25 protein-coding genes are annotated in these 26,235 nt (G+C 39.7%); 17 read left to right on the forward strand and 8 right to left on the reverse strand.

Annotation, left to right across the window (positions count from 1 at the left end):
- The first annotated feature begins 26 nt into the window (after positions 1-26).
- Positions 27-1,514, forward strand: a complete 1,488-nt coding sequence (locus tag ABFY81_RS00875) for an NAD-dependent phenylacetaldehyde dehydrogenase (protein ID WP_347912790.1) — start codon at positions 27-29, stop codon at positions 1,512-1,514.
- A 62-nt stretch (positions 1,515-1,576) separates the two neighbouring features.
- Here ABFY81_RS00875 and pcaD read toward each other — a convergent pair whose 3' ends face one another.
- The 7 genes from pcaD to ABFY81_RS00910 form a co-directional block, all read right to left on the reverse strand.
- Entirely contained in the window at positions 1,577-2,356 is a 780-nt protein-coding gene (pcaD, locus tag ABFY81_RS00880; protein WP_347912791.1) for a 3-oxoadipate enol-lactonase, read from the reverse strand.
- 10 nt (positions 2,357-2,366) lie between these two features.
- Entirely contained in the window at positions 2,367-3,581 is a 1,215-nt protein-coding gene (pcaF, locus tag ABFY81_RS00885; RefSeq protein ID WP_347912793.1) for a 3-oxoadipyl-CoA thiolase, read from the reverse strand.
- A 391-nt stretch (positions 3,582-3,972) separates the two neighbouring features.
- Positions 3,973-4,623, reverse strand: coding sequence for a 3-oxoacid CoA-transferase subunit B (locus tag ABFY81_RS00890; protein ID WP_151792747.1), 651 nt, complete (start codon positions 4,621-4,623; stop codon positions 3,973-3,975).
- A gap of 18 nt (positions 4,624-4,641) precedes the next feature.
- Entirely contained in the window at positions 4,642-5,313 is a 672-nt protein-coding gene (locus ABFY81_RS00895) for a 3-oxoacid CoA-transferase subunit A (RefSeq protein WP_039252208.1), read from the reverse strand.
- A gap of 134 nt (positions 5,314-5,447) precedes the next feature.
- Entirely contained in the window at positions 5,448-6,368 is a 921-nt protein-coding gene (catA, locus tag ABFY81_RS00900; protein ID WP_019458831.1) for a catechol 1,2-dioxygenase, read from the reverse strand.
- Positions 6,369-6,528: 160 nt separating this feature from the next.
- Positions 6,529-6,819 carry a muconolactone Delta-isomerase gene (gene catC, locus ABFY81_RS00905; protein ID WP_000897235.1) on the reverse strand — a complete coding sequence of 97 codons (291 nt, stop codon included), beginning with the start codon at positions 6,817-6,819 and terminating at the stop codon, positions 6,529-6,531.
- 23 nt (positions 6,820-6,842) lie between these two features.
- Positions 6,843-7,949, reverse strand: a complete 1,107-nt coding sequence (locus ABFY81_RS00910; protein WP_077169803.1) for a muconate/chloromuconate family cycloisomerase — start codon at positions 7,947-7,949, stop codon at positions 6,843-6,845.
- 100 nt (positions 7,950-8,049) lie between these two features.
- Here ABFY81_RS00910 and ABFY81_RS00915 point away from each other — a divergent pair, with 100 nt between their 5' ends.
- From ABFY81_RS00915 to ABFY81_RS00945, 7 genes are all read left to right on the forward strand, one after another.
- Complete coding sequence (locus ABFY81_RS00915) at positions 8,050-8,964, forward strand: LysR family transcriptional regulator (protein WP_019458833.1); 915 nt, start codon at positions 8,050-8,052, stop codon at positions 8,962-8,964.
- Between the two features lie 81 nt (positions 8,965-9,045).
- Positions 9,046-9,840: a TorF family putative porin gene (locus ABFY81_RS00920; RefSeq protein ID WP_347912794.1), complete on the forward strand. Its 795-nt coding sequence runs from the start codon at positions 9,046-9,048 to the stop codon at positions 9,838-9,840.
- A gap of 491 nt (positions 9,841-10,331) precedes the next feature.
- Positions 10,332-11,129: a fumarylacetoacetate hydrolase family protein gene (locus tag ABFY81_RS00925; protein WP_191001552.1), complete on the forward strand. Its 798-nt coding sequence runs from the start codon at positions 10,332-10,334 to the stop codon at positions 11,127-11,129.
- Between the two features lie 11 nt (positions 11,130-11,140).
- Complete coding sequence (locus ABFY81_RS00930; RefSeq protein ID WP_346789548.1) at positions 11,141-12,046, forward strand: acetaldehyde dehydrogenase (acetylating); 906 nt, start codon at positions 11,141-11,143, stop codon at positions 12,044-12,046.
- Between the two features lie 11 nt (positions 12,047-12,057).
- Complete coding sequence (dmpG, locus tag ABFY81_RS00935) at positions 12,058-13,077, forward strand: 4-hydroxy-2-oxovalerate aldolase (protein WP_068934727.1); 1,020 nt, start codon at positions 12,058-12,060, stop codon at positions 13,075-13,077.
- 417 nt (positions 13,078-13,494) lie between these two features.
- The gene (locus ABFY81_RS00940; RefSeq protein ID WP_191001555.1) at positions 13,495-14,805 is read left to right on the forward strand and encodes an OprD family outer membrane porin; all 1,311 of its coding nucleotides are present in this window, start codon (positions 13,495-13,497) and stop codon (positions 14,803-14,805) included.
- Between the two features lie 185 nt (positions 14,806-14,990).
- A complete protein-coding gene (locus ABFY81_RS00945; protein ID WP_068934731.1) occupies positions 14,991-15,851 on the forward strand; it encodes an alpha/beta fold hydrolase in 861 nt (286 codons plus the stop codon).
- Between the two features lie 116 nt (positions 15,852-15,967).
- On the opposite strand, the gene hcaR is transcribed toward ABFY81_RS00945, so the two are convergent.
- Positions 15,968-16,867, reverse strand: coding sequence for a DNA-binding transcriptional regulator HcaR (gene hcaR, locus ABFY81_RS00950; protein ID WP_191001557.1), 900 nt, complete (start codon positions 16,865-16,867; stop codon positions 15,968-15,970).
- 264 nt (positions 16,868-17,131) lie between these two features.
- On the opposite strand from hcaR, the gene hcaE reads away from it, so the two are divergent.
- The 9 genes from hcaE to ABFY81_RS00995 all read left to right on the forward strand — a co-directional run bounded on the left by hcaE (position 17,132) and on the right by ABFY81_RS00995 (position 26,233).
- Positions 17,132-18,535: a 3-phenylpropionate/cinnamic acid dioxygenase subunit alpha gene (gene hcaE / locus ABFY81_RS00955; protein ID WP_347912795.1), complete on the forward strand. Its 1,404-nt coding sequence runs from the start codon at positions 17,132-17,134 to the stop codon at positions 18,533-18,535.
- Positions 18,532-19,092, forward strand: coding sequence for a 3-phenylpropionate/cinnamic acid dioxygenase subunit beta (gene hcaF, locus ABFY81_RS00960; RefSeq protein WP_045125554.1), 561 nt, complete (start codon positions 18,532-18,534; stop codon positions 19,090-19,092). Before hcaE ends, hcaF begins: the two co-directional genes overlap by 4 nt.
- A complete protein-coding gene (hcaC, locus tag ABFY81_RS00965; protein WP_347912797.1) occupies positions 19,092-19,418 on the forward strand; it encodes a 3-phenylpropionate/cinnamic acid dioxygenase ferredoxin subunit in 327 nt (108 codons plus the stop codon). The genes hcaF and hcaC overlap by 1 nt, the downstream gene beginning before the upstream one ends.
- Before the next feature lie 2 nt (positions 19,419-19,420).
- Positions 19,421-20,236, forward strand: coding sequence for a 3-phenylpropionate-dihydrodiol/cinnamic acid-dihydrodiol dehydrogenase (gene hcaB / locus ABFY81_RS00970; RefSeq protein WP_347912798.1), 816 nt, complete (start codon positions 19,421-19,423; stop codon positions 20,234-20,236).
- Between the two features lie 62 nt (positions 20,237-20,298).
- Positions 20,299-21,255, forward strand: coding sequence for a 3-carboxyethylcatechol 2,3-dioxygenase (locus tag ABFY81_RS00975; RefSeq protein ID WP_347912799.1), 957 nt, complete (start codon positions 20,299-20,301; stop codon positions 21,253-21,255).
- Positions 21,256-21,266: 11 nt separating this feature from the next.
- Positions 21,267-22,487 carry a 3-phenylpropionate/cinnamic acid dioxygenase ferredoxin--NAD(+) reductase subunit gene (hcaD, locus tag ABFY81_RS00980; RefSeq protein WP_347912800.1) on the forward strand — a complete coding sequence of 407 codons (1,221 nt, stop codon included), beginning with the start codon at positions 21,267-21,269 and terminating at the stop codon, positions 22,485-22,487.
- A 420-nt stretch (positions 22,488-22,907) separates the two neighbouring features.
- Entirely contained in the window at positions 22,908-24,113 is a 1,206-nt protein-coding gene (gene mhpT / locus ABFY81_RS00985; RefSeq protein WP_347912801.1) for a 3-(3-hydroxy-phenyl)propionate transporter MhpT, read from the forward strand.
- A 169-nt stretch (positions 24,114-24,282) separates the two neighbouring features.
- Positions 24,283-25,473 (forward strand): MFS transporter, encoded by a 1,191-nt coding sequence (locus ABFY81_RS00990; RefSeq protein ID WP_347912802.1) that lies wholly within the window; start codon positions 24,283-24,285, stop codon positions 25,471-25,473.
- Position 25,474: 1 nt separating this feature from the next.
- Positions 25,475-26,233: a LysR family transcriptional regulator gene (locus ABFY81_RS00995; RefSeq protein ID WP_347912803.1), complete on the forward strand. Its 759-nt coding sequence runs from the start codon at positions 25,475-25,477 to the stop codon at positions 26,231-26,233.
- Positions 26,234-26,235 lie beyond the last annotated feature (2 nt).

Here is a 26,235-nt window from a genome sequence, read left to right on the forward strand (position 1 = left end):
TTTTAAATGAATTGAGAGAAATAAAAATGAGTGAAGTTCAGATTTTACAAAGCGTGCAGCAATTTATGGCACGTCAACATGGACATTTTATTGATGGAAAGTTAGTTGCTGCCGAGCTTTTAGATAAAGTGGATATTGTGAATCCATCGACTGAACAAGTTGTTGCTCAAATTAGTATTGGTAGTCAACACGATGTTGAAAGCGCGGTGAAAAGTGCTGAACATGCTTTTCAAAATGCTTGGGCTGAAACAACGCCGTATGAACGTGGCGTTAAACTGAACAAGCTAGCCGATTTAATTGAGCAATATGGTGAAGAACTTGCACAGCTCGAGACGTTGTCTACAGGAAAACTTATCAATATTTCCCGTCATCTTGAAGTCGCACAATCCGTTATTTTCTTAAGGTATTTTGCGGGTTGGGCAACTAAAATTAATGGTCAAACCATGCAACCCTCTATTCCTTCTATGCAAGGTGAAAAATATACGGCATTTACTTTAAGACAACCGATTGGTGTGGTTGCAGGGATTGTGCCGTGGAATTTCTCACTGATGATTGGCGTTTGGAAAATCGGTTCAGCTTTAACAACTGGCTGTACCATTGTGCTTAAACCAAGTGAGTTTGCCAGCTTATCTTTATTACGTTTAGCTGAACTTGCCATTGAAGCAGGTATTCCGGCTGGTGTAATTAATGTGGTTACAGGTAAGGGCGATACAGGGCAATATTTAATTGAGTCGCCACTCGTTAAGAAAGTCTCATTTACAGGTTCAGTACCAACAGGTATTGCGATTGGTAAACTTGCGATGAGTAGTGATTTAACCCGTGTCAGTCTAGAGTTGGGTGGTAAAAATGCCATAGCCGTTTTGGCCGATGCAAATATTGATGAAATTTTGCCGACTTTATTGCAAGCAACTTTTGTGCATCAAGGTCAAGTTTGTGCATCTCCAGAGCGTTTTTTTGTACACCGTACAAAGCATGATGAACTAGTTGATAAACTCTCTAAAGCACTCTCTATTTTCAAAATTGGATCGGCTATGGATGAGGGAAGTATGTTTGGTCCACTCTCTAATCAGCCACATTTTAATAAAGTAAAACATTATTTAGATATGGCCAAAGCCAACAACCAGATTATTGCAGGGGGTGAGGCTCTAGATCAGACAGGATATTTTGTACAGCCGACTTTAATTTCCTTTAAAAATAAGGATGATCCTTTATTTTCAGAGGAAACTTTTGGTCCAGTGGTTGGGATAATGCCATTCGAAACTGATGACGAACTCGTTCAACTGATGAATCAGTCGCGCTTTGGTTTAACCGCAAGTATCTGGACAAATGACTTATCTAAAGCTTTGCGTTTAATTCCTAAGATTGAAGTAGGGACCTTGTGGGTCAATATGCATACGTTCTTAGACCCATCAGTTCCATTTGGCGGGGTAAAAGCTTCAGGAATTGGCAGAGAGTTTTCAGATGCATTTATTGAAGATTACACCGAATTAAAATCGGTGATGATTCGGTATTAATTTTAAAAACTAAATGCAGATATAAAAAATGGCCCTATAGGCCATTTTTTTGAATCATTAAATTAACCTAATAAAAAATCCTTTAGGATTTTATTAAAAGCTTCAGGCTGTTCTACATTGGAAATATGAGATGCTTCTATTTCTGCAAGTTGTGATTGTGGAATGCGTTGCTGCATAAATTCCCCATCTGCGACAGTCGTTACTGGGTCTTGAGTTCCAGCAATCACCAATACAGAAATTTTAATGTCTTTTAATTGCTCTCGGACATCCGCTTTAGCCAAAGCCTCACAACAATTGGCATAACCCATTGCGCTGCCAGCACTTAAGTCGTTACACAGGTTGTTGACAATTGAAGCATGACTTTGGATAAAGGGATCTGTAAACCATCGCGAAGCTGCTGTGGCTGCGATTGGCTGTAAACCTTGCTCACGTACTAATTTTGCACGGTCAAGCCATGTCTGTTCTTGTCCAATTTTAGCGGCAGTGTTTGCCACAACTACATGACTAAAACGGTCAGGGTAGTGAATTGCCAGCCATTGACCAGTTAAACCGCCCATAGAAATACCACAAAAAGCAGCTTTGCTAATATTTAGATTGTCAAGTAAACGGATAACGTCTTCACCTAGTTGCGCTATAGTGTATGGGCCGTCAGGCGTAGATGATGAACCGTGACCACGAGTGTCATAGCAGATCACAAAAAATTGATCTTTTAACTCATTAAACTGTTTTTGCCACATACCATAGTTGGTACCCAAAGAGTTGGAAAACACCAGAGCAGGGGAAGATGGCTCGCCAAAGGTTTGATAGTTGATTTGTGCATCGGCAGATTGAAAAGATCGCATTTGTTTCTCCTTAAAGTGCTTCAACACGTTCAATAATCAATGCGATACCTTGACCTACACCAATACACATTGAACACAAAGCGTAACGACCACCTGTTTGCTCAAGCTGGTTTAAAGCTGTGGTCACTAGGCGTGCACCTGATGCACCAAGCGGATGACCTAATGCAATTGCACCACCGTTTGGATTTACCTTGCTGCTATCATCTGGCAAACCTAAATCACGGGTCACTGCCAATGCCTGTGCAGCAAAGGCTTCATTGAGCTCAATTACATCCATTTGCTCTAAAGTCAGGTTGACTTGTTTGAGTAATTTTTTAATGGCTGGTGCCGGAGCAAAACCCATAATGCGTGGTTCTACACCCACCGCTGTTGAAGCAATGATCTTGGCACGTGGTTTGAGGTTGTAAGCCTGAACTGCATCATCAGAAGCAATCAGCAATGCTGCTGCACCATCATTAATACCTGAAGCATTGCCTGCAGTGACTGTACCATCTGCTTTAACCACAGGTTTAAGTTTGCTTAAACCTTCAAGGGTGGTCGATGCACGTGGATGTTCATCGGTATCAATCACAACAGCATCACCCTTACGCTGAGGGATTTCAACTGCCACGATTTCTTTAGAAAAAAAGCCTTTGGCTTGCGCGCTTGCGGTACGTTGTTGGCTCACCAAGGCAAACTGGTCCTGATCTGCACGATTGACGTTGAACTGTTCAGCGACGTTTTCGGCAGTCTGGGGCATGGTGTCTACACCATACAATTCTTTAAGTTTAGGGTTAATGAAACGCCAACCCATAGTGGTATCTTCAATCTTCTGACTACGGCCAAAAGCACTGTCAGACTTACCCATCACATAAGGTGCACGGCTCATACTCTCTACGCCGCCTGCAATCACCAAGTTCGCTTCACCTGCTTTAATAGCACGGGCAGCAATAGCAATCGCATCGAGTGAAGAACCACACAAACGGTTAATGGTGGTTGCCGGCACCTGATAAGGTAACCCAGCAAGCAGTGCTGACATACGGCCAACATTACGGTTATCTTCACCAGCTTGGTTAGCACAACCATAGATCACATCATCGACCTGTTCCCAATCTACACTTGGGTTACGCTGCATGAGAGCTTTAATCGGCACAGCGCCAAGGTCATCGGCACGGACAGGTGCAAGGCCACCGGCATAACGGCCGAATGGAGTACGGATGGCATCGATGATATAAGCGTTTTTCATTCTTACATTTCCATTTTGAAATCTGTTGCTGTCATTGCCACAAATGATGGGTTTATCCATTCTTCCTTTGCATAGGCAATGCCTCACTTTTGACAGGGCAAAAGTGACAAAACCCTTTGTTACTCAGACACAACATCCCTGTTGTGCTGAGCAACGAGGCGACATTCATGTCGCCACCTCGTATCCACTAGCAGTTTGCTATCGTGACAGGTGACATGGATGTCACCCGTTGGACAGGGAGGCAAGGAAGCCTCCTCTGTTCAACATAGATTTTTGTTACTTTTCATCTTTGAAAAGTAAGGTACTGCCTATACAAAAGGCTTTTGAATATCAATGTAATTCAAGGCCGTGATGCTATTTATTAACTGTAGCGACTACATCATTTACAAACTTAATTCGTTGCATCAATCAAAGTTGCACCTGTTAAAGCCTGCAACTCATCGAAGCTAAGACCTTCAACTTTCTCAATCACTTTTAAACCATCTTTAGTCACGTCAATCACACAAAGATCGGTGTAAATACGGTCAACGCAGTGTTTACCCGTAACTGGATAGCTCAGCTCAGCCACAATCTTCGGCTCACCTTGCTTAGTTACATGGTCTGTGGTGATAAATACTTTTTTAGCACCAACCGCCAAATCCATCGCACCACCCACGGCAGGAATCGCATCCGGTGCTCCCGTGTGCCAGTTCGCCAAGTCACCATTCGCAGCAACCTGAAATGCCCCAAGTACGGCAATATCAAGGTGACCACCACGCATCATCGCAAAGGAGTCACCATGGTGAAAAAAGCTGCCGCCTTCAAGCATAGTCACAAACTCTTTACCCGCATTAATCAGTTCAGGGTCTTCTTCACCTGCCGCTGGTGGTGGGCCAAAAGCCAATAGACCATTTTCAGAATGAAGGAAAATATCTTTGTCGTTAGGTAGATAGCTCGCAATTTTGGTTGGTAAACCAATACCCAAGTTCACATAGGCACCATCTGGAATGTCTTGTGCCACACGTTTTGCAATCTGGTCACGGCTGAGTTTCTGGTAGCTCATGTTATTTCTCCTTATTGCTTACTGTGCGGGCTGTACTTGTACAACGTGCTGTACAAAGATACCTGGGGTGATGATGTGCTCTGGATCTAGGTGGCCTAGCTCAACCACTTCGGAAACCTGAGCAATCGTGACATCAGCAGCCATGGCCATAATCGGGCCAAAGTTACGTGCAGATTTACGGTAAACCAGATTGCCCCAGCGATCGCCCTTGTAAGCTTTAATCAAGGCAAAGTCAGCCTTGATCGGATACTCAAGTACGTAATCTTTCCCATCAATCTCGCGGGTTTCTTTGCCCTCAGCCAAAAGAGTTCCAAAGCCTGTTGGAGTAAACACAGCACCAAGTCCCATACCTGCTGCCTGAATACGACAAGCCAGATTACCTTGTGGTACTACTTCAAGCTCGACCTTTCCAGCACGGTACAGTTCATCAAACACATAAGAGTCTGACTGACGTGGGAAAGAACAGATTACTTTTTTAACCGAACCTGCTTTAAGCAGTTTAGCCAGACCATAATCGCCATTACCGGCGTTATTGCTGACAATTGTTAAATCTTTAATACCCAGTTCAATCAGTCCGTCAATGAGTTCAGCGGGTTGTCCTGCGGTACCAAAACCACCAATCAGAATGGTTGCACCATCTTTAATCTGCGATAGTACCTCGCTAAGAGAGGACTTACTTTTGTCAATCATGTGAGAAACCTTAGAGCATGAGGTAACGTGATGTATTACTACCGCTAAAAATTTATTGAAATTCTTAATGGTAGTAATAAATGGAATAAATTTTGTGAGTCAAAAGCGAACTTTTAACTCACATACACTTTCAATTAAGCGCTAGCGCGACGACGTTCAACTTCAGTTGAAGGAGCCGCAGCGGCATCTTTAACAAGTTCGATGTTAAATGTGATGTGCTTGAAAGCGTGATCTAAACCACGGCGTTGGATTTCAGCTGGGTCAGTTACATCAACTGCTGTTGCCACTAAGCCATCACGAGTTGCGAAGGCAAAGTCGTCCCATAAGTACTCATCACCCTCAATGTTGAATTGAGTAGTCAGCTTGCGGAAACCTGGTGCAGAAACAAAGTAGTGGACGTGAGATGGACGGTTACCATGACGGCCTAATTTGTTAAGAAGGGCTTGAGTTGTACCTTCCGGTGGGCAACCATAACCTACAGGCATCGTGGTTAACGCAACATATTTACCATCTGCATCCGTTAAAATACTACGGCGTAAGTTGAAGTCAGATTGAGACTTATCAAAGAATGAATAGTTACCCAAACTGTTAGCATGCCATACTTCAACTTTAGCATTTTCAATGATATTACCATCAGTATCAGTCACAGTACCTTCAATAATTAAGGTATCGATTTTGCCAGATTCTGTACCATCATCCATACGCGCAAAACCAACTGATTCAGGCGCACCCGCTACATAAAGTGGACCTTCAATAGTACGAGGTGTGCCGCCAGTAACGCCAGCTTTTGCATCAGCTTCATCAGCACGTAAATCAAGATAGTGCTCTAAACCTAAGCCAGCTGCTAAAAGTCCAAGTTCGTTTGCTTGGCCTGCATCGGTAAAATATTCCAAACCTTTCCAAACTTCAGAAGGCTGGATGTCTAAATCTTCGATGGCTTGAAATAAATCCCCGAGAAGGCGCACAACAATTTGTTGAACACGTGCATCGACTTCACCTTTAGCAGTGTCGACATTCATTTGTTTTACAAGCGCATCAATTTGTTGACGGTTCATACTAAAACTCCTTAAGTATGCAATACGGTTTTGGGTGGCAGCGCTGCGGGCATTTTGTTTTGCTAGCGAATAAGTGCCGCCACGTTCCTTGTTACCTTCTGAATAATCTGCTTGGTTTTTAAATGGACTTCAGAGATCACATTTAAAAAATTCTTTTGGTTTACGAATCATCATCACGAACAGAAGAAGGGTGGCGATTAAGTGCCATCACTTCAATGTCCATGTATGGATAGAGAGGTAAGCCCTGTAAAATGTTGTGCAATTCTTCATTGCTCTCAACATCAAAAATACTAATGTTCGAGTACTGGCCTGTAATACGCCAGATGTGACGCCATTTACCTTGACGTTGTAAATCTTGCGAGTAAGCCTTTTCAACAGCCTTAATTTCATTTGCTTTGTCGGCTGGCATATCAAGTGGAATATGCACATCCATACGTACATGAAATAACATGGGAAACTCCTTATCCTGTTGCCTTAACGACGTAATTTCTCAATCTTATCTTCATCAATTTCAATGCCTAAGCCCGGAGCTGTTGGCAAATGCAATTCAAAGTTTTCGTAACGTAGCGGCTCTTTTAAAATTTCTTCGGTCAGTAATAACGGACCAAATAATTCAGTACCGAACGCTAACGTTTCAAAAGTTGCAAATGCATGAGCAGAAGCAATACTTCCTACAGGGCCTTCAAGCATGGTACCGCCATATAGGTCGATTCCAGCTAAACCAGCAATTTTGCCAACTTCACATGCTTCAATCAGGCCACCTGATTGTTCAATCTTCACGGCAAATACATCTGCACCATGATTTTTTGCAATACGGTATGCGCTGTCAGGACCAGTTAAGGCTTCATCTGCCATAATTGCGACATCAAAACGCTGGGTGAGGCGAGCAAGTGCTTCGGTATTTTGAATTGCACATGGCTGCTCGATTAAATCGATTCCACCATCTTGTAGCTGTTGAATACCTTGAATACATTCAAGTTCTGACCATGCACGGTTTACATCTACACGTACACTAACATCAGCACCTAATGCTTTTTTAATCGCAATCACATGGTCAACATCTTGCTGTAAAGGACGCGCACCAATTTTAAGTTTGAACGTGTTATGGCGCTTTAGCTCTATCATTTTGCGAGCTTCAGCAATATCTTTTTCCGTGTCACCAGACGCAAGCGTCCAAAGCACAGGTAAACTATTACGCAGACGTCCACCTAAAACTTCGCTTAATGGCACACCTAAACGTTTGGCCTGAATATCAAGTAGGGCAGTCTGAATGGCACATTTGGCAAAGCGGTTGCCATTAATATTTTTACGAATCAGTTTTAGCGTTTGTGCAACATTTAAATCTTTAACTGATGTCAGTAATGGTGCAAAGTAAGTATCAATGTTGGCTTTGACACTCTCAGGACTTTCTTCACCATAGTTCAGCCCACCAATGGTGGTGGCTTCACCCCAACCGACAATACCATCCGTGGTCGTAATTTTAACGAGTACCAAAGTCTGGGTACGCATAGTAGTCACAGACAACTGGTGAGGACGGATAGTTGGAATATCCACAAGTATGGTTTCTATGGTTCTATACATGAAGTTTCAACTATTACGAACTTGTTTGTATACCATAGAAGAATGTAATAGCCTAAAATAGATATAGAACGGTATTTTAAGATACTAAAAAGGTATATTAATGGAATTAAGACATCTACGTTATTTTGTTACCGTGGTTGAAGAACAGAGCCTGACCAAAGCCGCAGAAAAGCTTTTTATTGCCCAGCCGCCTTTAACACGCCAAATCAAAAAACTAGAAGAAGAATTAGGGATCGATTTATTCGAAAAAGGCTCTCGTCCATTAAAAGTGACGGAAGCAGGGCTGTTTTTTTACCAACATGCGGTGCAAATTTTGACGCATACGGCTCAAGCTGCTTCGATGGCTAAAAAAATGAAGCTAGTCGAGAACGTTGTTAAAGTAGGGTATGTGAGCTCGCTTCTTTATGGGCGATTACCGCAAGTCATTTATCTATTTAGACAAAAAAATCCTGACATTCATGTTGAGCTTATTGAATGTGGTACAAGAGATCAGGTCGAGGCTTTAAAGTTAGGAAAAATCGATTTAGGTTTTGGTCGCTTGCCAATTAGTGACCCTGCCATTAAAAGGCTTTTACTTCGCAAAGAAAAATTAAAACTCGCAATCCATAAAAAACACCCATTAAGTGAGTTCCAAGAGTCAGGAATTTATTTATCTCAAATTATTAATGAGACGATTTTTTCTTATCCAACTACACCTAAACCAAATTTTTCGACCACTATTCAAGCTTTATTTACCAAATTAGGTCTAGTTCCTGCGAAGCTAACTGAAGTCCGAGAAATTCATATGGCACTTGGACTAGTGGCATCTGGCGAAGGTATTTGTATTATTCCGGAAAGTGCCTGTGATATTGGTATGAAGAATCTAACTTACTTAAATATCTTAGATTTAGAAGCCTATAGTCCAATCTCTCTATCCATGCGAAACATGGATCAAAGTTCTTATATTCCTAAAATTTTAGATTGTATTGAAGAGATTTATAGCGAAGAAGATGTGTCTAGAAACTTGAATTTATAAACCTTTAAGGTTTTTAAAGTAGATGTTTCATGTTATTTTAAAACTTTAAACCTATAGGTAATATGTAAAAGGAATTATTGAATGAGAAAAATTTTAGGTTTAGTTTCACTTATTATGTCTACTAGCGTTGTAAATGCAGAACAATTAAAAGAACAAGAAAAAACATCTCCTTATAGCGCGAATGTTACTTTTGCTAGCCAATATATTTCACGTGGTTTTCAACAAACTTGGGGTAAACCAGCCTTACAAGGTGGATTGGATTATGCCAATCCTAATGGTTTTTTTGTAGGGACTTGGGCATCAAGTGTCAGCTCTAACTATCTGCGAGATGCCTCGGTTGAGTGGGATTTTTATACAGGTTATTTAAAAACAATCGATAAATTTTCAATTGGAATGTCGGTTTTTTACTATTATTATCCTGGTGCGAAAAGTACACCAGAAACGGGCAGTAGCAGTTACAACTATGGTGAAATTGTACCTCAAATTGGCTATGGTCCTTTAAGCCTCAAATACTTTGTGACTTACACACCAGATTATGCTGGTTATAACTCTAAAACCATGGGTGGACCTGCTAGTAAAAGATCGAGAGGATCAAGTTATTTAGACCTGAACTTTACCCAGCCTATCAATGACACTTGGACTTTTGGCGCCCACTATGGCTATGAAAGAATCAAAAACTTTTCAGAGTCGAATTTTCAGGATGTTAAAGCCGAACTTATTAAAGATTTAGGTGATGGTTGGAGTACAGGACTAACGTATACAAAAGCATGGGATAAAAATGCTTATTATAAAAAGTATAGCAATGGTGAGGCAGGTGCACCTGTTTCAAATCCGATCGATTCGACTTTTACAGTATCTGTAAAAAAGGTGTTCTAAGTTAAATTTATAAGTAATGCCTAATTAACTACGCGTGAAAAAATACCTCTAAATTCGAAATTTCAAACGTAGTTAAAATGGACTTTTTATTTATGCTTTTAAATTAATTACGGTAGGCAAATTAAGCACTATCTTAGTGTCTTCAGGAATCTCTAAACCTGGGATTATCCGTAGTGAAATATAAAATTGGAAATATAGAAAATTAGTATTTTTTGAACTCTAATAAAATTATTATGGATACTTAATATTAATCTTCAAAGACAATTGTGGGCTGATTATAAATAAAAACTATTATATGAAACAAAATAAGTATTGGCATTTAGATGGGGATTTTTTCATTCTTAAACTGTTTTATGTACACGTTCCAGTAGGTAGCTGTCTCGGAAAATACAAGGGATTTGTTGTGTCTAACTTTGCCTGAACTTCGTATTCCGTTTTTATACCTTCAGTAACGCAGTATACATTCAATTTTGCAGTTTAAGGAAATATTGATGTCGAATTCTGCTGTTGTTGATTCAGTTGCTTTTGCCTTAAGACAAGCTGAACTATCACAAACTGCGATTATTCCTATTCGTGCTGAACTTGGTGGTGAACAGGCAAATGTGGATATCGCTTATGCAGTACAGGAAATCAATACTGTACGTGCACTCTCGGAAGGGCGCCGTTTAGTAGGTCGAAAAATTGGCCTAACTTCTAAAGTGGTACAAGCCCAACTCGGCGTAGATCAACCTGACTTTGGGATGTTATTTGCTGATATGGCATACGGCGATGGCGAAACTATTCCAGCGGGTAAGTTGATTCAGCCAAAAGTTGAAGCTGAAATTGCGCTCGTACTCAAAAAGGATTTAACCCAAGCCCGACATACGTATGCAGACATCATTAGTGCGACAGACTATGCCTTACCGGCTATTGAAATAGTCGATAGTCGCATTGAGAACTGGAAAATCTCATTGATTGACACGGTTGCTGATAATGCATCAAGTGCAGCTTTTGTGTTGGGCTCATGTCCAGTACAGCTTAATCAACTTGATTTAGTTAACTGCAAAATGATTATGACTCGCGGTGAGGAAGTTGTTTCGCAAGGTGTTGGTAAAGCTTGTTTAGCCAATCCATTGAATGCAGCAGTTTGGTTAGCAGATGAAATGGTAAGACGCGGACGTCCATTACAAGCAGGAGATATTGTCCTGACTGGGGCATTGGGTCCAATGGTGGTGGCTCATCCTGGGGATGAGTTTAAAGTTGAAATTGAAGGCTTCAATTCAGTTGTTGCATGCTTTGCTGCTGAATAAAGGATAAGGAAATGAAAAAGATAAAATGTGCCTTAATCGGTCCAGGAAATATTGGAACAGATTTGTTGTATAAATTACAGCGTAGTGAAGTGCTAGAACCTGTATGGATGATAGGGATTGATCCTACTTCTGAAGGCTTGGCCCGTGCTGCAAAAATGGGATTAAAGACTACATCGGATGGAGTTGATGGTTTATTACCTCATGTACTTGAAGATGATATCAAAATTGCTTTTGATGCGACTTCTGCTTACGTACATGCAGAGAATAGCCGTAAGCTTAATGAGCTTGGCGTGTTAATGATTGATTTAACGCCTGCGGCAATTGGTCCATTTTGTGTGCCGCCAGTGAATTTGGAAGCTTTATTAGATGTAGGTGAAGTACCCAATGTCAATATGGTGACTTGTGGTGGGCAAGCAACTATTCCAATGGTCGCGGCAATTTCACGGGTACAAACTGTTAACTATGCTGAAATCATTGCAACGGTTTCTACTAAATCGGTTGGTCCTGGTACGCGTAAAAATATTGATGAATTTACCCGTACAACTGCTGGAGCAATCGAAAAAGTTGGTGGTGCTAAACAAGGTAAAGCCATCATTATTATTAACCCGGCTGAACCACCATTAATGATGCGTGACACAGTACATTGTTTAGTTGAAGAAGAGCCTGACCAAGTTGCAATTACTGAATCAGTCAATGCCATGATCAAAGAAGTCCAAAAATATGTTCCGGGCTACAAACTAGTGAATGGACCTGTATTTGATGGCAATCGTGTTTCTATGTTTCTTGAAGTAGAAGGCCTAGGCGATTATTTACCAAAATATGCAGGTAATCTTGACATTATGACTGCGGCAGCTGCACGTACTGCAGAAATGTTTGCAGAACGCGTTTTATCTAATCAAAAAGCTGAAGTTGTTTAAGGAGGAACCGTATGTCTAAGATTATTGTGCATGATATGACTTTACGTGATGGTATGCATCCACAACGTCATCAAACTACAGTTGAGCAAATGATTGCCATTTCAACCGCGTTAGACGAAGCGGGTGTGCCATTAATTGAAGTGACTCATGGTGATGGCTTAGGGGGTAGTTCCGTTAATTACGGTTTCGCTGCTGCAACAGATGAAGAGTATTTATCTGCTGTTGTACCACGCATGAAAAATGCCAAAGTGTCAGCGTTGTTATTGCCTGGCATTGGAACAGTTGATCATTTGAAAATGGCACATGAGATTGGTGTTTCAACCATTCGTGTTGCAACACACTGTACAGAAGCAGATGTATCTGAACAGCATATTACTGCTGCCCGTAAATTGGAAATGGATACAGTAGGCTTTCTAATGTTGGCACATATGGCATCGCCACAACATTTGCTAGAAGAGGCAAAGAAAATGGTGTCTTACGGTGCTAACTGTATTTATGTTACAGACTCTGCTGGGTACATGTTGCCACAAGATGTTACCGATCGGGTTGGGTTACTTCGTCAAGAACTTGATAGCAGTATTGAGTTAGGTTTCCATGGTCACCATAACTTGGGTATGGGCGTTGCCAATACTGTTGCTGCGGTTGAGGCTGGCGCAATTCGGGTTGACTTAGCGGCAGCTGGTCTAGGAGCTGGGGCAGGCAATACGCCGCTTGAGTTATTTATTGCAGTTGCAAATCGCATGCAAATAGAAACAGGCGTAGACTTGTTTAAAGTACAGGATATTGCAGAAGATCTTGTGATTCCAATGATGCTAAACCCAATTCGTGCTGATCGTGATGCAGCAACGTTAGGTTATGCAGGTGTATATTCATCTTTCTTGTTATTTGCAAAACGTGCTGAAGCTAAATATGGCGTTTCTGCGCGTGAAATTTTATTGGAGCTTGGTCGCCGTGGTACGGTTGGGGGACAGGAGGATATGATTGAAGATCTTGCCTTGACCATGTCAAAAGCGAAAGTAATGAGCGTATAAGTTTTTTAAAAATGTAAAAGAGCACTCCACAAGAGTGCTTTTTTACATCTAATGATTTGATTTAGATGAAATAACTTGGATATAAGCGTTATTTTCTATAAATGGATAGACATCATTTTTGATTGGATGTATTTCTATTTAAATAAAAAAACGATTAGAAAATTAAAAATAGCGAATTTAAATAAAGATATTTTAATGAAAAAAATATATATAACAAAGGTTTATTCTGGTTTTTAGGTAATGATTAATCGTTTTTAATGATCTGTTAAAAAGCCTCATTACTGGAAAAGTAACATTTTTTTTAAGGCATTGAGTTTAAAAAGAAAAATATCTTAATACTCTAGTCGCATTTTTCATAAAAATAGAGTTGAGCATGATAGGGCTTGGTTTCATGGATTGATTGAAAGGAAGTACGCAATGCGTCGTCAAACGTTATGGATCGCAATGGCTTGCGCAATAGCAACAATAGGGGCTACTGGCACATATGCAGGCTTTGTTGAAGATAGTCAGGTTCAGCTGAAATTTAAAAACTTCTATTTAGATCGTCAGTATGATGATACCCCTGCAAAAAACTGGGGGAGTTGGTCGCAAGCTGTGACACTGGATGCAAAATCGGGCTATGCACAGTTTGGGGCGTTACAACTCGGTATTGATGTGTTGGCACAATATGCCGTGCGTCTGGATGGCCGTGACCGTAACGCAGACTGGGTTCTGCCATACAGTGGGATTTCTGGTACAGGCACGGGGAAACAAGAGCGTCAGTTTGGCAAAATAGGAGCAACCCTTAAAGCGAAAATCAGTCAGACTGAATTACGAATTGGTGAAATCTTACCTATAACGCCAGTGGTTTCTTTTGATCCATCACGTCAATTATTAACGACTTATAATGGTATATGGCTAGAGTCAAAAGATCTTAAAAACACCAAATTAACGCTAGGTTATTTGGATAGTATCAATGCCCGTTATGAAAATCAGCCAATGGATTTTGGTTTGTGGCCTAAGCCATTAAATAATAAAGGCAAAACCGATGGCATGTATATTGCGGGCATTGATTACCAATTAAATAAAAACTGGTCTACAAGTTACTTTTATGGTGATGTGACGAATATCTATCGTCAAAATTACTTGGGAGTGAATTATAAAAACAATTATGACAAGTTAAAAATCGATTCACATGTGCGTTTTTTTGACAATGCAGAGTCGGGAGATGCCTTGTATGGTGATATTGATAATCGGGCATTATCAATAGGATCAACCTTAACTTACGGTCCACATAGTTTGGGGCTATCTTATCAGCAGATGTTTGGCGACTATGGTAGTAATCCGAGCGCAGCAACAGGAGCTCCATATTTTCCAACTATTGCTGGCTGGGTACCTCAACCTTATTTGGATAACTGGTCAGTTGCGAGCTTTATCCGTAAAGATGAGAAATCGGTGGGTGTGGCTTATAGCTATGATTTCAGTGATCTTGGCATTAAAGGTTTAAAAACCACTGCAAAATATTGGCATGGTTGGGGCATTGATTCAGCTTATGAATCAAGTGCATTAACAGGCAAAGGCAAAGAAGATGAATTCAACTTTATTCTGAATTACGTTGTGCCAGAAGGGAAGTTCAAAGGCTTAGGTTTTCAGTGGATGTATATCGATGTGAACTTCGACAATATTGCAGGCCAAGCAAGTGATTTGCAGGAACATCGTATTGCAACGACATACACCTATAAATTTTAAATAGTTTAAAATATTTATTTAAATAACAAATGGTTATTAATATTTTTTTTGTATCACCTTATCGTAAACAAGTATCAGTTTAGGCGCTGTGAACAGGTAAGATGAGTGAGTAAAACATTTAAAATTTGGCCTAGTAAAAGCAGCTTAATCTTGAGTTGAGCTGTATAAATTGTAAGAGGAATGACATGGGCACAGTACAAATCCCCGAATATAAAACAGATCCATTTTTTGGTTTGGAAGATAAATGGATTGAAACTGCAGCAGGCGAGCTCACTCATTATCATGAGCTTGGAGAAGGTACTCCCGTTTTATTTTTACATGGTTCGGGTACTGGTGTTTCAGCAGCAGCAAACTGGTGGTTGAACTTACCACAGATTGCTGAGCAGGCACGCTGTATTGCTATTGATTCGATTGGTTATGGACAAACTGTTGTTGCAGAAGGCACAGCTTACGGTATCCGTGCATGGGTAGATCATGCAGTCCGTGTATTAGATGCTTTAGGAATTGAAAAAACCTGGTTAGTAGGTAATTCTTTAGGTGGTTGGTTAGCATTCCAGTTTATATTGGATTACCCTGAGCGTGTACTGGGTATTGTATCAATGGGAACGGGTGGTGCTAAACAGACGGCAGCACTTAAAGCACATGCTAATCCTGAATTGACAGAAGCTGGTATCCGTAAAACTTTAGAAATGTTTGTGGTCGATAAGTCTTTAGTCACAGATGAGTTGGTTAAAGTTCGTTTTGCCTCAGCAAAAAATGACTACGCTTCGGATCGATTGATGGATGTTGTTGGTGCACGAGACCGTGACCGTTTTGAGTTCCCACTTGATTTTGAAAAGATGAAAGAGATTCAAGTTCCTGTACTACTCATTCATGGGGTGCAAGATGTAGTTATTCCTGTATCTCGTACATGGGATATTTTGAATATTGTACCTTATGCTGATGCTCATATTTTTAGTCAATGTGGTCATTGGTCGCAAGTTGAAAGAGCACAAGAATTTAACCAGATTATTAAACAATATTTAGCAGTACATGATGTTAAATAAAATATAAAAAATACAGGAAGGATAAATTATTATTCTTCCTGTATTTAAATTAAAAATTTTGGTTTTTTGTTGAGCCTCGTCATTTTATCTTAGACTTTTGTATTAAATAAGAGAAGTTAGATCTGGTTAATATTTAAGTAAAAAACTTTACTTAATAAATCCATGAATTCTTTAACCCCAGAATATTCTGCGTCTTTGCGATAGCTTACAAATAAATCTAAAAAAGGTAGATCGACATCAAGGGGTCTAGTGACAATATTGTTTAAAGTGAGCGGCTCTATATAGCTAGGCAAGATCCCGCAACCTAATCCCATCCCTATTGAATTAATATTAAATAAAATATTATGAGCAGTTTGCACAATATTAAATTTAATTTTATGAAGTTCAGCAAAATTAAGAATTGTATTATGTAAAATCGATGACTGTTCTGACGATGGGATAATAAAATCAATATTATTCAAAAGTTTCACGGGAATACGCTCGTACTGAGCAAGTGGGTGATCTCGAGGAAGCAATAGCATTAGAGGTTCACGTAATACAAACTGACTCTGAATTTCATCGTTATTTAAGTTATCTCTCATAAAGGCAATGTCAATTTCACCTTTCTTTAAGGCTTCCATTTGTTCGGTATTATTCATGCTCCGTAATTCAATTTTTAAGCTTGGATTTTGTATGCGTAAACTCGGAAGAACACACGGGAAAACTTTCATTTCTACTACTGGAACAAAACCAATGGTCAGTTGTTGTTTTTTAAATTTTGAAACTTGACGAGCCATTGCAATTGCTTTGTCCGCCTGAGCTAAAGTCAGACGGGCTTGTTCAAGAAATACACTACCTTCTTCAGTGAGTTCAACTTTACGTTTAGTACGATGTAGTAAAGTAACGCCAACCTCATCCTCAAGGTCTTTAATTTGTTGACTTAATGATGGTTGAGCTGTGTAGAGGCGAAGTGCAGCTTTACTAAAGTTGAGTTCTTCAGCCACCATTACAAAGTAGCGTAAATGACGTAATTCCATATCAGTTGTGATCCCAAAATCCTATTATTAACTTTGGATAGTTAATAAAATATGCAAAATGCTTGAAAACCATAAATCCGTTTATAAAACCACTGATTAGTATCAGTCGAACTTAATTTTAATATTTAAAATCTATAATGAATAATTCATAAAAAGTCTAATTTGAAACAAATAAAATATTTCACTTAAAACAGTTAAAAAATCATTATCCATTCAAATTGAATTTTATGTTGTGCGTTTTTGGCGACAGCAGGAGTGCTTCTCATGAATGGAAAAATTGAAGTGTGTGAAATCGATGCTTTAGTCGATGCACAAAATGGACGTATCTCGCCAACTATCTATACAGATCCACAATTATACGAACTAGAGTTAGAGCGTGTTTTTGGACGTTGTTGGTTATTTCTTTGTCACGAAAGCCAGATTCCAAAATCAGGCGACTTTTTTAATACGTATATGGGCGAGGACCCAATTATTGTTACGCGTCAAAAAGACGGTTCGATTAAAGCATTATTAAATCAATGTCGTCACCGTTCTATGCGGGTTAGCTATGCTGACTGTGGGAATACGCGTGCGTTTACCTGCCCATATCATGGCTGGTCCTATGGTATTGATGGTTCTCTTAAAGATATTCCATTGGAAGGTATCGCTTTTCCACATGGGGCTTGTAAAGAAGAATGGGGATTGCAAGAGGTTCCTCGTGTTGCAAGCTATAAAGGTTTGGTTTTTGGTTGTTGGGCAGATGACACACCCGAATTACTCGACTATATGGGGGATATTGCTTGGTATCTCGATGCAATGATTGACCGCCGTGAAGGTGGTTCGGAAGTTATTGGTGGGATTCATAAATGGGAAATTAACTGTAACTGGAAATTTGCAGCAGAACAGTTTGCTTCTGATCAATACCACGCGCCGTACTCGCATGCCTCTGCAGTACAAGTTTTAGGTGGTAAACCGAATGATGATGCTTCTAAAGCATTAGGAACAGCACAAACTGCACGTCCAGTTTGGGAAACAGCAGAAAGCTGTGTGCAATATGGTCAACGTGGCCATGGTTCAGGTTTCTTTCTGACCGAAAAACCAGATGCCAATTTCTGGGTAGATGGCCAAGTAGCAGATTACTTCCGTGAAACATATGAGGAAACCAAAGAGCGTTTGGGCGATATTCGTGCTTTGCGTTTGGCAGGCCATAACACCATGTTCCCAACTTTGTCTTGGCTGAATGGTATGACGACGATGCGTATTTGGCATCCACGAGGACCAGATAAAACCGAAGTTTGGGCTTTTTGTATCACGGACAAACTAGCACCGCAGCACATCAAAGAAGCGATGGAGTTGAATGCTTGCCGAGCATTTGGCCCAGCTGGTTTTGCTGAAGCAGACGATGGTGAAAACTGGATTGAAATCCAGAAAGTGTTACGTGGTTATAAAGCGCGAAAAAGCAAACTCATTATGGAAATGGGCGTTGGCAATGAAAAATACCGTGAAGATGGTATCCCCGGTATTACTAACCATGTTTTTTCTGAAACAGCTGCACGTGGCATGTATCGTCATTGGGCAAACCTGTTGATGCATGAAAAATGGGAAGACGTACAACGGGCAGATGAGGCTTATGAGCAAGAGCTTTTGAAAAAAGCGGCTAAAAAGGATGAGAAGGAGCTTGTGAAATGAACCAGATCATTGACTCATTAAAACCACAGCCAGTATGGCGTTCTATTGGATTGGAACTTCACCACGACATTAGTCAGTTTCTATATGCAGAAGCACAGTTGTTAGATGACTGGAAATTCCGTGATTGGTTGGACATCTTAAGCGAAGATATTTTATATACGCTCAAAACGACGACAAATGCGCAAACACGTGATCGTCGTAAATGTATTGCCCCACCATCAACATGGATTTATCACGACGACAAATTTGTACTAGAGCGTCGCGTAGCAAAATTAGAAACAGGGATGTCGTGGTCCGAAGAACCGCCATCACGTACTCGTCACTTGATTACTAATATTCGGGTCGAAGCAACTGCACAAGCAAATGAATATCAAGTTTTTAGTAATTATTTGCTTTATCGCTCGCAAAAAGAAAAAGACGTATTGACCTATGTTGGTAAACGAGTTGATCTGATTCGAAAAGATGATAGCAGTAGTTTAGGTTGGAAAATTGCTAAACGCGATATCACTCTCGATCAAGCGACTTTGATTTCTCACAATATTACGGTGTTTTTCTAATGAATAAGATTTTCGTTTGTCAGATTGATGAGTTGGATGAAGGCGAAGCGCTAAAAGTAGATTGTAATGTAGGTGATATTGCTGCACTCGCTGTGTTCAATTTCAATGGTGAGTTTTTTGCCATGAATGATAAATGCAGTCATGGTAATGCTTCTATGTCAGAAGGCTACCTAGAAGATGATGGCACGGTTGAATGTCCACTTCATGCATCACGTTTTTGTTTGAAAACTGGCGTACCACAATGTGTACCAGCGACTGATCCGATTCAGACATTCTCTGTCGTGATTGAAGATGGTGCACTTTATGTCGAAATGGCAGGAGTGTAATGATGGGCTGGCTAGAGGGTGAAGTTACACTAATTACCGGTGGTGGTTCAGGACTAGGGCTTGCGTTGGTTGAGCGCTTTTTGCAAGAGGGTGCACATGTTGGTGTGTTGCAACGGTCTCAAGCAAAAATAGATGAATTGATTGCACGCTATGGTGACAAAATTGTGGCGATTAATGGAGATGTGGCTAATTTTCAGGATAACGTTCGTGCTGTGCAGGCTACAGTAGAACGTTTTGGAAAACTGGACTGTTTTATTGGTAATGCTGGTATTTGGGATCATTATGCCGACATCGTTAACATGAGTGGCGAACAGTTAGATAAAGCCTTTGATGAAATCATGAGTATTAACACGAAAGGTTATTTACTTGGTGCAAAAGCAGCTTTAGATGAGTTACTCAAAACTGAAGGCTCGATGATTTTTACCTTATCTAACTCAGCGTTTTATTCATCTGGTGGTGGTCCAATTTATACCGCATCAAAACATGCTGGTGTAGGTTTAGTGCGTGAACTGGCCTATGAGCTGGCACCGAAAGTGCGTGTGAATGCAGTTGCTCCATCTGGTATGAATGTCAATGTGAAAGGTGCCGCATCCCTTGGGCAGGAAAATCTAGGATTACTTGATGCACGCGATCCGCAAAAAATTGGACAAGGCATGCCATTGAGATTCTTACCAGAACCAGAAGACATGACTGGTTCTTATGTATTGCTTGCATCTCGTCAAAATAACCGTCCATTATCTGGTGTTTTTATAAATGCTGACTGTGGTTTGGGTATTCGTGGCTTACGCCAAGCGAACGCTGGTTTTTTTGATGCTTAATTTTAATCCGATATTAATGGACTAATAAGACAGCTAAAAACTGTCTTATTTCGGAGCTAATCATGACTGTTAAACTTATTTGTGCTTCTCATAGCCCGCTAATGGAATTTGCGTCTCCAGCAGAAAAACAACAAGAACAAAAGGTGCGTAAGACTTTTGAAAAACTGGCAGCCGAGGTCAAAGCATATGACCCAACTTTAATTATTGCTTTTGGGCCAGATCATTTTAACGGCTTCTTTTATGACCTGATGCCGAGTTTTTGCGTGGGTGTACGTGCGACGGCGGCAGGTGATTGGAATTATGGTCCGGGTGAGCTCAATGTGCCAGAAAACACAGCATTAGGTTTAATTCGACGTGTACTTGATGAAGGTGTGGATGTTGCATATTCATATCGTATGCAAGCGGATCATGGCGTAACCCAACCGCTGCATTTTTTATGTGATGGTCAACTTAATCGTTACCCAACCATTCCAATATTTATTAATGGTGCTGCTGCGCCAATGCCTACGACAAAACGAACGATTGCTTTAGGACGAGCGGTTGGGGCTTTCATCAACTCAATTAATCTAGAAAATGAACGTATATTGATTTTGGGCACAGGTGGACTTTCACACGATCCACCCACTCCTCAAATGGGCTCTGTACCCCCAGAAGTTGAAGAGTTTCTAATTGCCGGACGTAACCCAACTGTTGAAGCTCGTAATACACGTCAGGCCAAAATCATTTCAGTGGGACAGCGTTTAGCAGCAGGTGACAAGAGCGTATCTGTACCACTTAATCCAGAGTGGGACGAACAGTTATTGGAAAAATTCAAAAATGCAGACTTTGCTGCGCTTGAAAATATGACTGAAGATGAGATTCGTCGTGAAGGTGGGCGTGGTGGGCAAGAAGTTCGTACATGGATGGCTGCTTTTGCGGCATTAGAAGCTGTTGGCGATTATGAGATGACCTTACATTGCTATGAACCTATCAGTGAATGGATTGCTGGTTTTGGCATTGTATCTGCCGAGCTGAAATAAAGGATAAAACGATGAATATTCAAACTATTGTCATCATCGGTGCTGGACAGGCAGGTGCAAGTGCTATTCTGGAACTACGTAATAACAAATACGACGGTAAAATCATTTTGATTGGAGATGAATCACATCTGCCTTATGAGCGTCCTCCTTTATCTAAAGATATGATTTTAAGGCCTGAACAGACCAAAATTGAAATTCTGTCACAACAAAAATTGAAAGATTTAGGTGTCGAAGCCATTCAAGGCAATGCGGTTGTACGCATTGAGCCTGAACAATATCAAGTGATTTTGAAAAATGGTGAAAGTATTCACTATGACAAGTTATTACTCGCGACAGGTGGGGCTCCTCGTCGTCTTCCAATTTTAGATGCAGTTGGTAAACATGTGTATACCCTGCGAAATTTGGAGGATTCACAAGCTTTGGTTCCAGTCTTTCAAGCAGGGAAGCGCATTTTGCTTGTAGGTGGTGGGGTTATTGGTCTTGAATTAGCATCAAGTGCTCGGTTTAAAGATTGTCAGGTGACCTTAATTGAACAAAGTCCAATGATTATGGGGCGTTCACCAGCAATTATTAGCCAATTTTTACTTGATGAACACCGCAACCGAGGGGTCGATATTCACTTAAATGTGCAAATTGCCAATGTCACCTTACGTGGTGAAGAGATAGTCGTAATATTGGAAAGTGGTGAAGAGCTGATTGCCGACGCTGTTGTTTATGGCATTGGGATTGTACCGAATGCTCAATTGGCCATAGATGCTGGTTTAGACGTCGATTTTGCTATTAAAGTGAATGAAAACTGCCAAACTTCTCATCCAGATATTTATGCTGCTGGTGATGTAGCAACTCAGTTGCGTGCAGATGGTAATTATGCCCGTATTGAAACTTGGGAAAATGCCAATAATCAAGCAGGCACTTTTGCTCGTCATGTCATGGGATTAGCGCAACCTAAAGCTAATCCATCATGGTTCTGGACAGATCAATATGATATTAATTTCCAATTCGTTGGGGATATGTCTGCAAAAGAATGGTATATACGAGGCAATATGAATCCGCAAGAAGACAAAAATGTTGGATTCACTTTATTTGGCTTAGACCAAGGTATCGTTGTAGCGGGTATTGCAGTCAATCAGGCGCGTGATGTTAGGCATTTAAAAAAATTGGTTTCTAGTTCTAGCGCCTTTGATAAAGATAAGTTGCTAGATGTATCTATTGAATTACGCAAATTAATTTAATTAGGATTGTTATACTAAAGGCCTATTTAATGTTGAAAAGAAAAACCGTCATGATTATATGACGGTTTTTTTTATTTTGATTATAAATATTTCTTATAAATCAATAGAATTAATAGTTAATTTGGACTGCATTATAACTTTTAACTATTGCTGAAGCAGTTTTGTTTCATCATGATTAATAAATTTTTTAGATATATAAATTTTGAAATTCGATGTTTTTTATTATAAGTTTTTGAAATTTAATTTAATTTTTTATTTCATTATAAGCAATTTGTCTAAGAATAAAATGTTTGAAAGAAATATAAGAATTTTCATTTTTTATTTTTTATGAATTTATAAAACTTAAGGCTAATGTAGAAATAAAAGCGGTTAATAAATGATGTGCTGTGATTTTTCAAACTGATAGAAAAGGATTTTTCTATGAACCGTGCAGGAAATAAGCACTCTATTATTACGATCGTCATTTGTTTTTTAATAGCTGTGATTGAAGGAATTGATATTCAGGCAGCAGGTATTGCGGCTGCTGGTATTCGAGAATCCTTTGGTTTAAATAGTTCTCAACTCGGTATTTTTTTTAGTGCAGGAATATTAGGTCTATTACCTGGTGCGTTAATTGGTGGACGTTATGCAGACCGCATTGGTCGTAAGATGGTATTGATTGGGGCCGTAACTATTTTTGCAGTATTTACCCTTTTTACAGTCTGGGTAAACACTTTCTATACTTTGTTATTGGTACGTTTTCTAGCTGGAGCAGGTTTAGGGGCTGCAATGCCAAATTTAATTGCTCTAGTTTCAGAAGCTGTTTCTAACGAAAATCGTGGGCGTGCTGTAGGTCTGATGTATTGCGGTATGCCAATAGGAGCCATCTTAGTATCTTTATTGGCAGCCTATGATGTAAGTGGACACTGGCAAACTATTTTCTATGTAGGAGGCGTGGTTCCACTTTTGGTGCTTCCTCTTATGATCAAATTTTTACCAGAGTCACGGGAGTTTTTACAAACTAGATTTCAGGATAAATCTATTACACGTATAGAAAGCTCTTTTAAAAATCTATTTAGAAATAACTATGCAGGGCAGACACTATTACTTTGGGCAAGCTATTTTTTTACCTTGATGGTTGTATACATCATGTTGAGTTGGTTGCCGTCTCTCTTTATGGAGTTAGGATTCTCTCGTCAACAGGGTAGTTTAGCTCAAGTCTTTTTCCAAATGGGCGCTGCACTAGGTACGGTTGTTTTGGGTATTCTGATTGATCGCTGGAATAAAGCTTATGTCATTATATTGATGTACATAGGTATTTTAGCTGGTTTATTTAGTTTAAATGGAGCTGGAAGTCTTACTGCGATGTATGCAGCTGCAGCCTTAATGGGAACATTTACAATTGGTGGGCAAGGCGTTTTATATGCATTTGGTAGCATTGTATATCCAACTGAGATTCGGGCAACGGGTGTAGGCAGTGCCGCAGCGGTTGGGCGTATTGGTGCAATGTTAGGACCTGCGATTGCTGGACAATTACTCGCGATGGGAAGCGGTGCTACAGGCGTAATTTCTGCTGCCATCCCTGGAATTATCATTTCAGCATTACTGATGCTTTTAGTGATTCGCAAATTACATCAGGCCCAATAATTTGAATATCACAATGAAAAAAGCTCATATTTAGGAGCTTTTTTCATATTTGGCATTATTTGAATGAAATTTCAAATTTGATCATCCGAATGTTTTAGTAAGTTCATAACTGTATCGAGCATATGAGTCGAATTCTGGTTTTACTAATCATCTATATTGAGTAAGAAAAATGTATTCAGTTAGCAAGGAAAAGCTTTGGAATCGTTCATTTATTCTGTGTGTATTGAACAATCTTTTTTTATTCATTTATTACTATGCATTACTCACAATATTACCACTTTATATTTTAAAAGAATTATCCGGTTCAATTAGTCAGGCAGGTTTAGCACTAACTTTATTTTTGATTTCATCGATTGCCATTCGTCCTTTTGCTGGTTTGATCATTGAACGGTTAGGCGAAAAAACCGCATTGCGCGGTTCAACATTACTGTTTGCATTTTTGGCCCTTGGTTATTTATTTATAAATCAACTATGGATATTACTGTTTATTCGGTTCGCGCATGGCATCTGGTTTAGTATTTTGACTACAGTAACAGTACCCATTGTAAATGAATTCATCCCAGAGCAGAGAAAAGGCGAAGGCATGGGATATTTCGTCATGTCTACAAATTTAGCGGTTGTATTTGGGCCAATGATTGCGCTAGCTACTGTACGTTACACTAGTTTTTATAACCTATTTATTCTTCTCACTTTAATTGTGTGTCTAGGTTTGGTTTTTTGCTTTCTTATACCAGTTGTGTCGTTAAAAGATAGAGAGGTTGTTCAAGTAAAGCAAAAAATTAGCTTGAACGATATTATCGAAAGAAGAGTGGTACCTATAGGTGTGATTGCATTATTTGTTGCGATGGCTTATTCAAGCATTATGAGTTTCATTAGTGTCTATAGCGAAACGAAACACTTACTCGCTGAAACAAGTATTTTTTTTATTATCTTTGCAATATCAATGATTATCGCGCGTCCTTGGGTTGGCTATTCATACGATAAAAGAGGAGCTAACTCAGTGATTTATCCTTCGTTTATTCTTTTTGCGGTAGGATTATTCTTGGTGAGTCAAATGCAAACCCAGTGGGAATATTGGTTTGCTGCGGTTTTAATTGGTGCAGGGTACGGATCACTTTTTCCTGTTTTTCAAACGATGGCTATACAAACGGTTGAGAAAAACAGAATTGGGTATGCCGTTTCAACCTTTTTTACTTTATTTGATTTAGGGATGGCAATTGGTTCAGTTTTGGTAGGATTAATTATTGCCCAAATAGGCTATGAGAAAACTTACCAGTTGTGTGCATGGGTAACGATAATGACTTTATTTTTATATCGTTGGCTATGTGAACGAAATATAAAGACAAAAATTGGGATATGACATGGAATTACGTCACTTACGTTATTTTGTTGCGGTTGCTGAAGAGCTAAATTTTACAAAAGCGGCATTACGAATGCATACGGTACAGCCTTCGCTCAGTCAACAAATTAAAGATTTAGAAGATGAAGTTGGTGTTCAGCTTTTTATACGCAGCAAACGAAAAGTCGAGCTTACAAAAGCAGGGGAAGTTTTTTTAAAAGAAGCTCTAATCATTTTAGAACATACAGAGAATGCTAAAAGTTTAACTGATGATGTTCAACTACAGGCGCTTAAAAAGGGGGAAATAGATATTGCTTTTACGCGTTATGCGGCAAATACAGATGAACTGGTTTCTATTCAAATCTTCCATGAGCCACTCACTTTAATTATTCCTAAAAACTCGCCAGAAGCACAGCAAGAACGCATTAGTATAAAAAGTTTTGAGCATCATAATTTTGTGATGTGTAATGAAGAAGCCTCACCTGAGCTTTATCGAATTATTGATGGTTTTTTTAAAAAATCTAAACTTAATATTCATATTGTGCAGCATTCAACCAACATCTTACTCAATGTTAATTTAGTTGGAATGGAAATTGGTTGGAGCCTTGTTCCTCAGTATGTTATCCCATTGTTAGGGGATAAAATTCTAGTTAAAAAGACGGTAGAACCTTTACCAATGATAGGTCTATATGTTTCTTATCGCAAAGATCATGTAAACAAAGCTATAGATTTAATTTTGGATGTACTTAAAAAACAGTTTCATCTAAATTTTGCATTTTAAAA

It is taken from the genome of Acinetobacter sp. WA-87 (assembly GCF_039938935.1).
Lineage (GTDB): Bacteria > Pseudomonadota > Gammaproteobacteria > Pseudomonadales > Moraxellaceae > Acinetobacter > Acinetobacter seifertii.

Coding starts and splice junctions, on each gene's coding strand:
- ABFY81_RS00875 (WP_347912790.1), top strand. CDS start 27: ATGAGTGAAGTTCAGATTTTACAAAGCGTGCAGCAATTTATGGCACGT.
- pcaD (WP_347912791.1), bottom strand. CDS start 2,356: ATGCGATCTTTTCAATCTGCCGATGCACAAATCAACTATCAAACCTTT.
- pcaF (WP_347912793.1), bottom strand. CDS start 3,581: ATGAAAAACGCTTATATCATCGATGCCATCCGTACTCCATTCGGCCGT.
- ABFY81_RS00890 (WP_151792747.1), bottom strand. CDS start 4,623: ATGAGCTACCAGAAACTCAGCCGTGACCAGATTGCAAAACGTGTGGCA.
- ABFY81_RS00895 (WP_039252208.1), bottom strand. CDS start 5,313: ATGATTGACAAAAGTAAGTCCTCTCTTAGCGAGGTACTATCGCAGATT.
- catA (WP_019458831.1), bottom strand. CDS start 6,368: ATGAACCGTCAACAAATTGATGCGCTTGTAAAACAAATGAATGTCGAC.
- catC (WP_000897235.1), bottom strand. CDS start 6,819: ATGTTATTTCATGTACGTATGGATGTGCATATTCCACTTGATATGCCA.
- ABFY81_RS00910 (WP_077169803.1), bottom strand. CDS start 7,949: ATGTATAGAACCATAGAAACCATACTTGTGGATATTCCAACTATCCGT.
- ABFY81_RS00915 (WP_019458833.1), top strand. CDS start 8,050: ATGGAATTAAGACATCTACGTTATTTTGTTACCGTGGTTGAAGAACAG.
- ABFY81_RS00920 (WP_347912794.1), top strand. CDS start 9,046: ATGAGAAAAATTTTAGGTTTAGTTTCACTTATTATGTCTACTAGCGTT.
- ABFY81_RS00925 (WP_191001552.1), top strand. CDS start 10,332: ATGTCGAATTCTGCTGTTGTTGATTCAGTTGCTTTTGCCTTAAGACAA.
- ABFY81_RS00930 (WP_346789548.1), top strand. CDS start 11,141: ATGAAAAAGATAAAATGTGCCTTAATCGGTCCAGGAAATATTGGAACA.
- dmpG (WP_068934727.1), top strand. CDS start 12,058: ATGTCTAAGATTATTGTGCATGATATGACTTTACGTGATGGTATGCAT.
- ABFY81_RS00940 (WP_191001555.1), top strand. CDS start 13,495: ATGCGTCGTCAAACGTTATGGATCGCAATGGCTTGCGCAATAGCAACA.
- ABFY81_RS00945 (WP_068934731.1), top strand. CDS start 14,991: ATGGGCACAGTACAAATCCCCGAATATAAAACAGATCCATTTTTTGGT.
- hcaR (WP_191001557.1), bottom strand. CDS start 16,867: ATGGAATTACGTCATTTACGCTACTTTGTAATGGTGGCTGAAGAACTC.
- hcaE (WP_347912795.1), top strand. CDS start 17,132: ATGAATGGAAAAATTGAAGTGTGTGAAATCGATGCTTTAGTCGATGCA.
- hcaF (WP_045125554.1), top strand. CDS start 18,532: ATGAACCAGATCATTGACTCATTAAAACCACAGCCAGTATGGCGTTCT.
- hcaC (WP_347912797.1), top strand. CDS start 19,092: ATGAATAAGATTTTCGTTTGTCAGATTGATGAGTTGGATGAAGGCGAA.
- hcaB (WP_347912798.1), top strand. CDS start 19,421: ATGGGCTGGCTAGAGGGTGAAGTTACACTAATTACCGGTGGTGGTTCA.
- ABFY81_RS00975 (WP_347912799.1), top strand. CDS start 20,299: ATGACTGTTAAACTTATTTGTGCTTCTCATAGCCCGCTAATGGAATTT.
- hcaD (WP_347912800.1), top strand. CDS start 21,267: ATGAATATTCAAACTATTGTCATCATCGGTGCTGGACAGGCAGGTGCA.
- mhpT (WP_347912801.1), top strand. CDS start 22,908: ATGAACCGTGCAGGAAATAAGCACTCTATTATTACGATCGTCATTTGT.
- ABFY81_RS00990 (WP_347912802.1), top strand. CDS start 24,283: ATGTATTCAGTTAGCAAGGAAAAGCTTTGGAATCGTTCATTTATTCTG.
- ABFY81_RS00995 (WP_347912803.1), top strand. CDS start 25,475: ATGGAATTACGTCACTTACGTTATTTTGTTGCGGTTGCTGAAGAGCTA.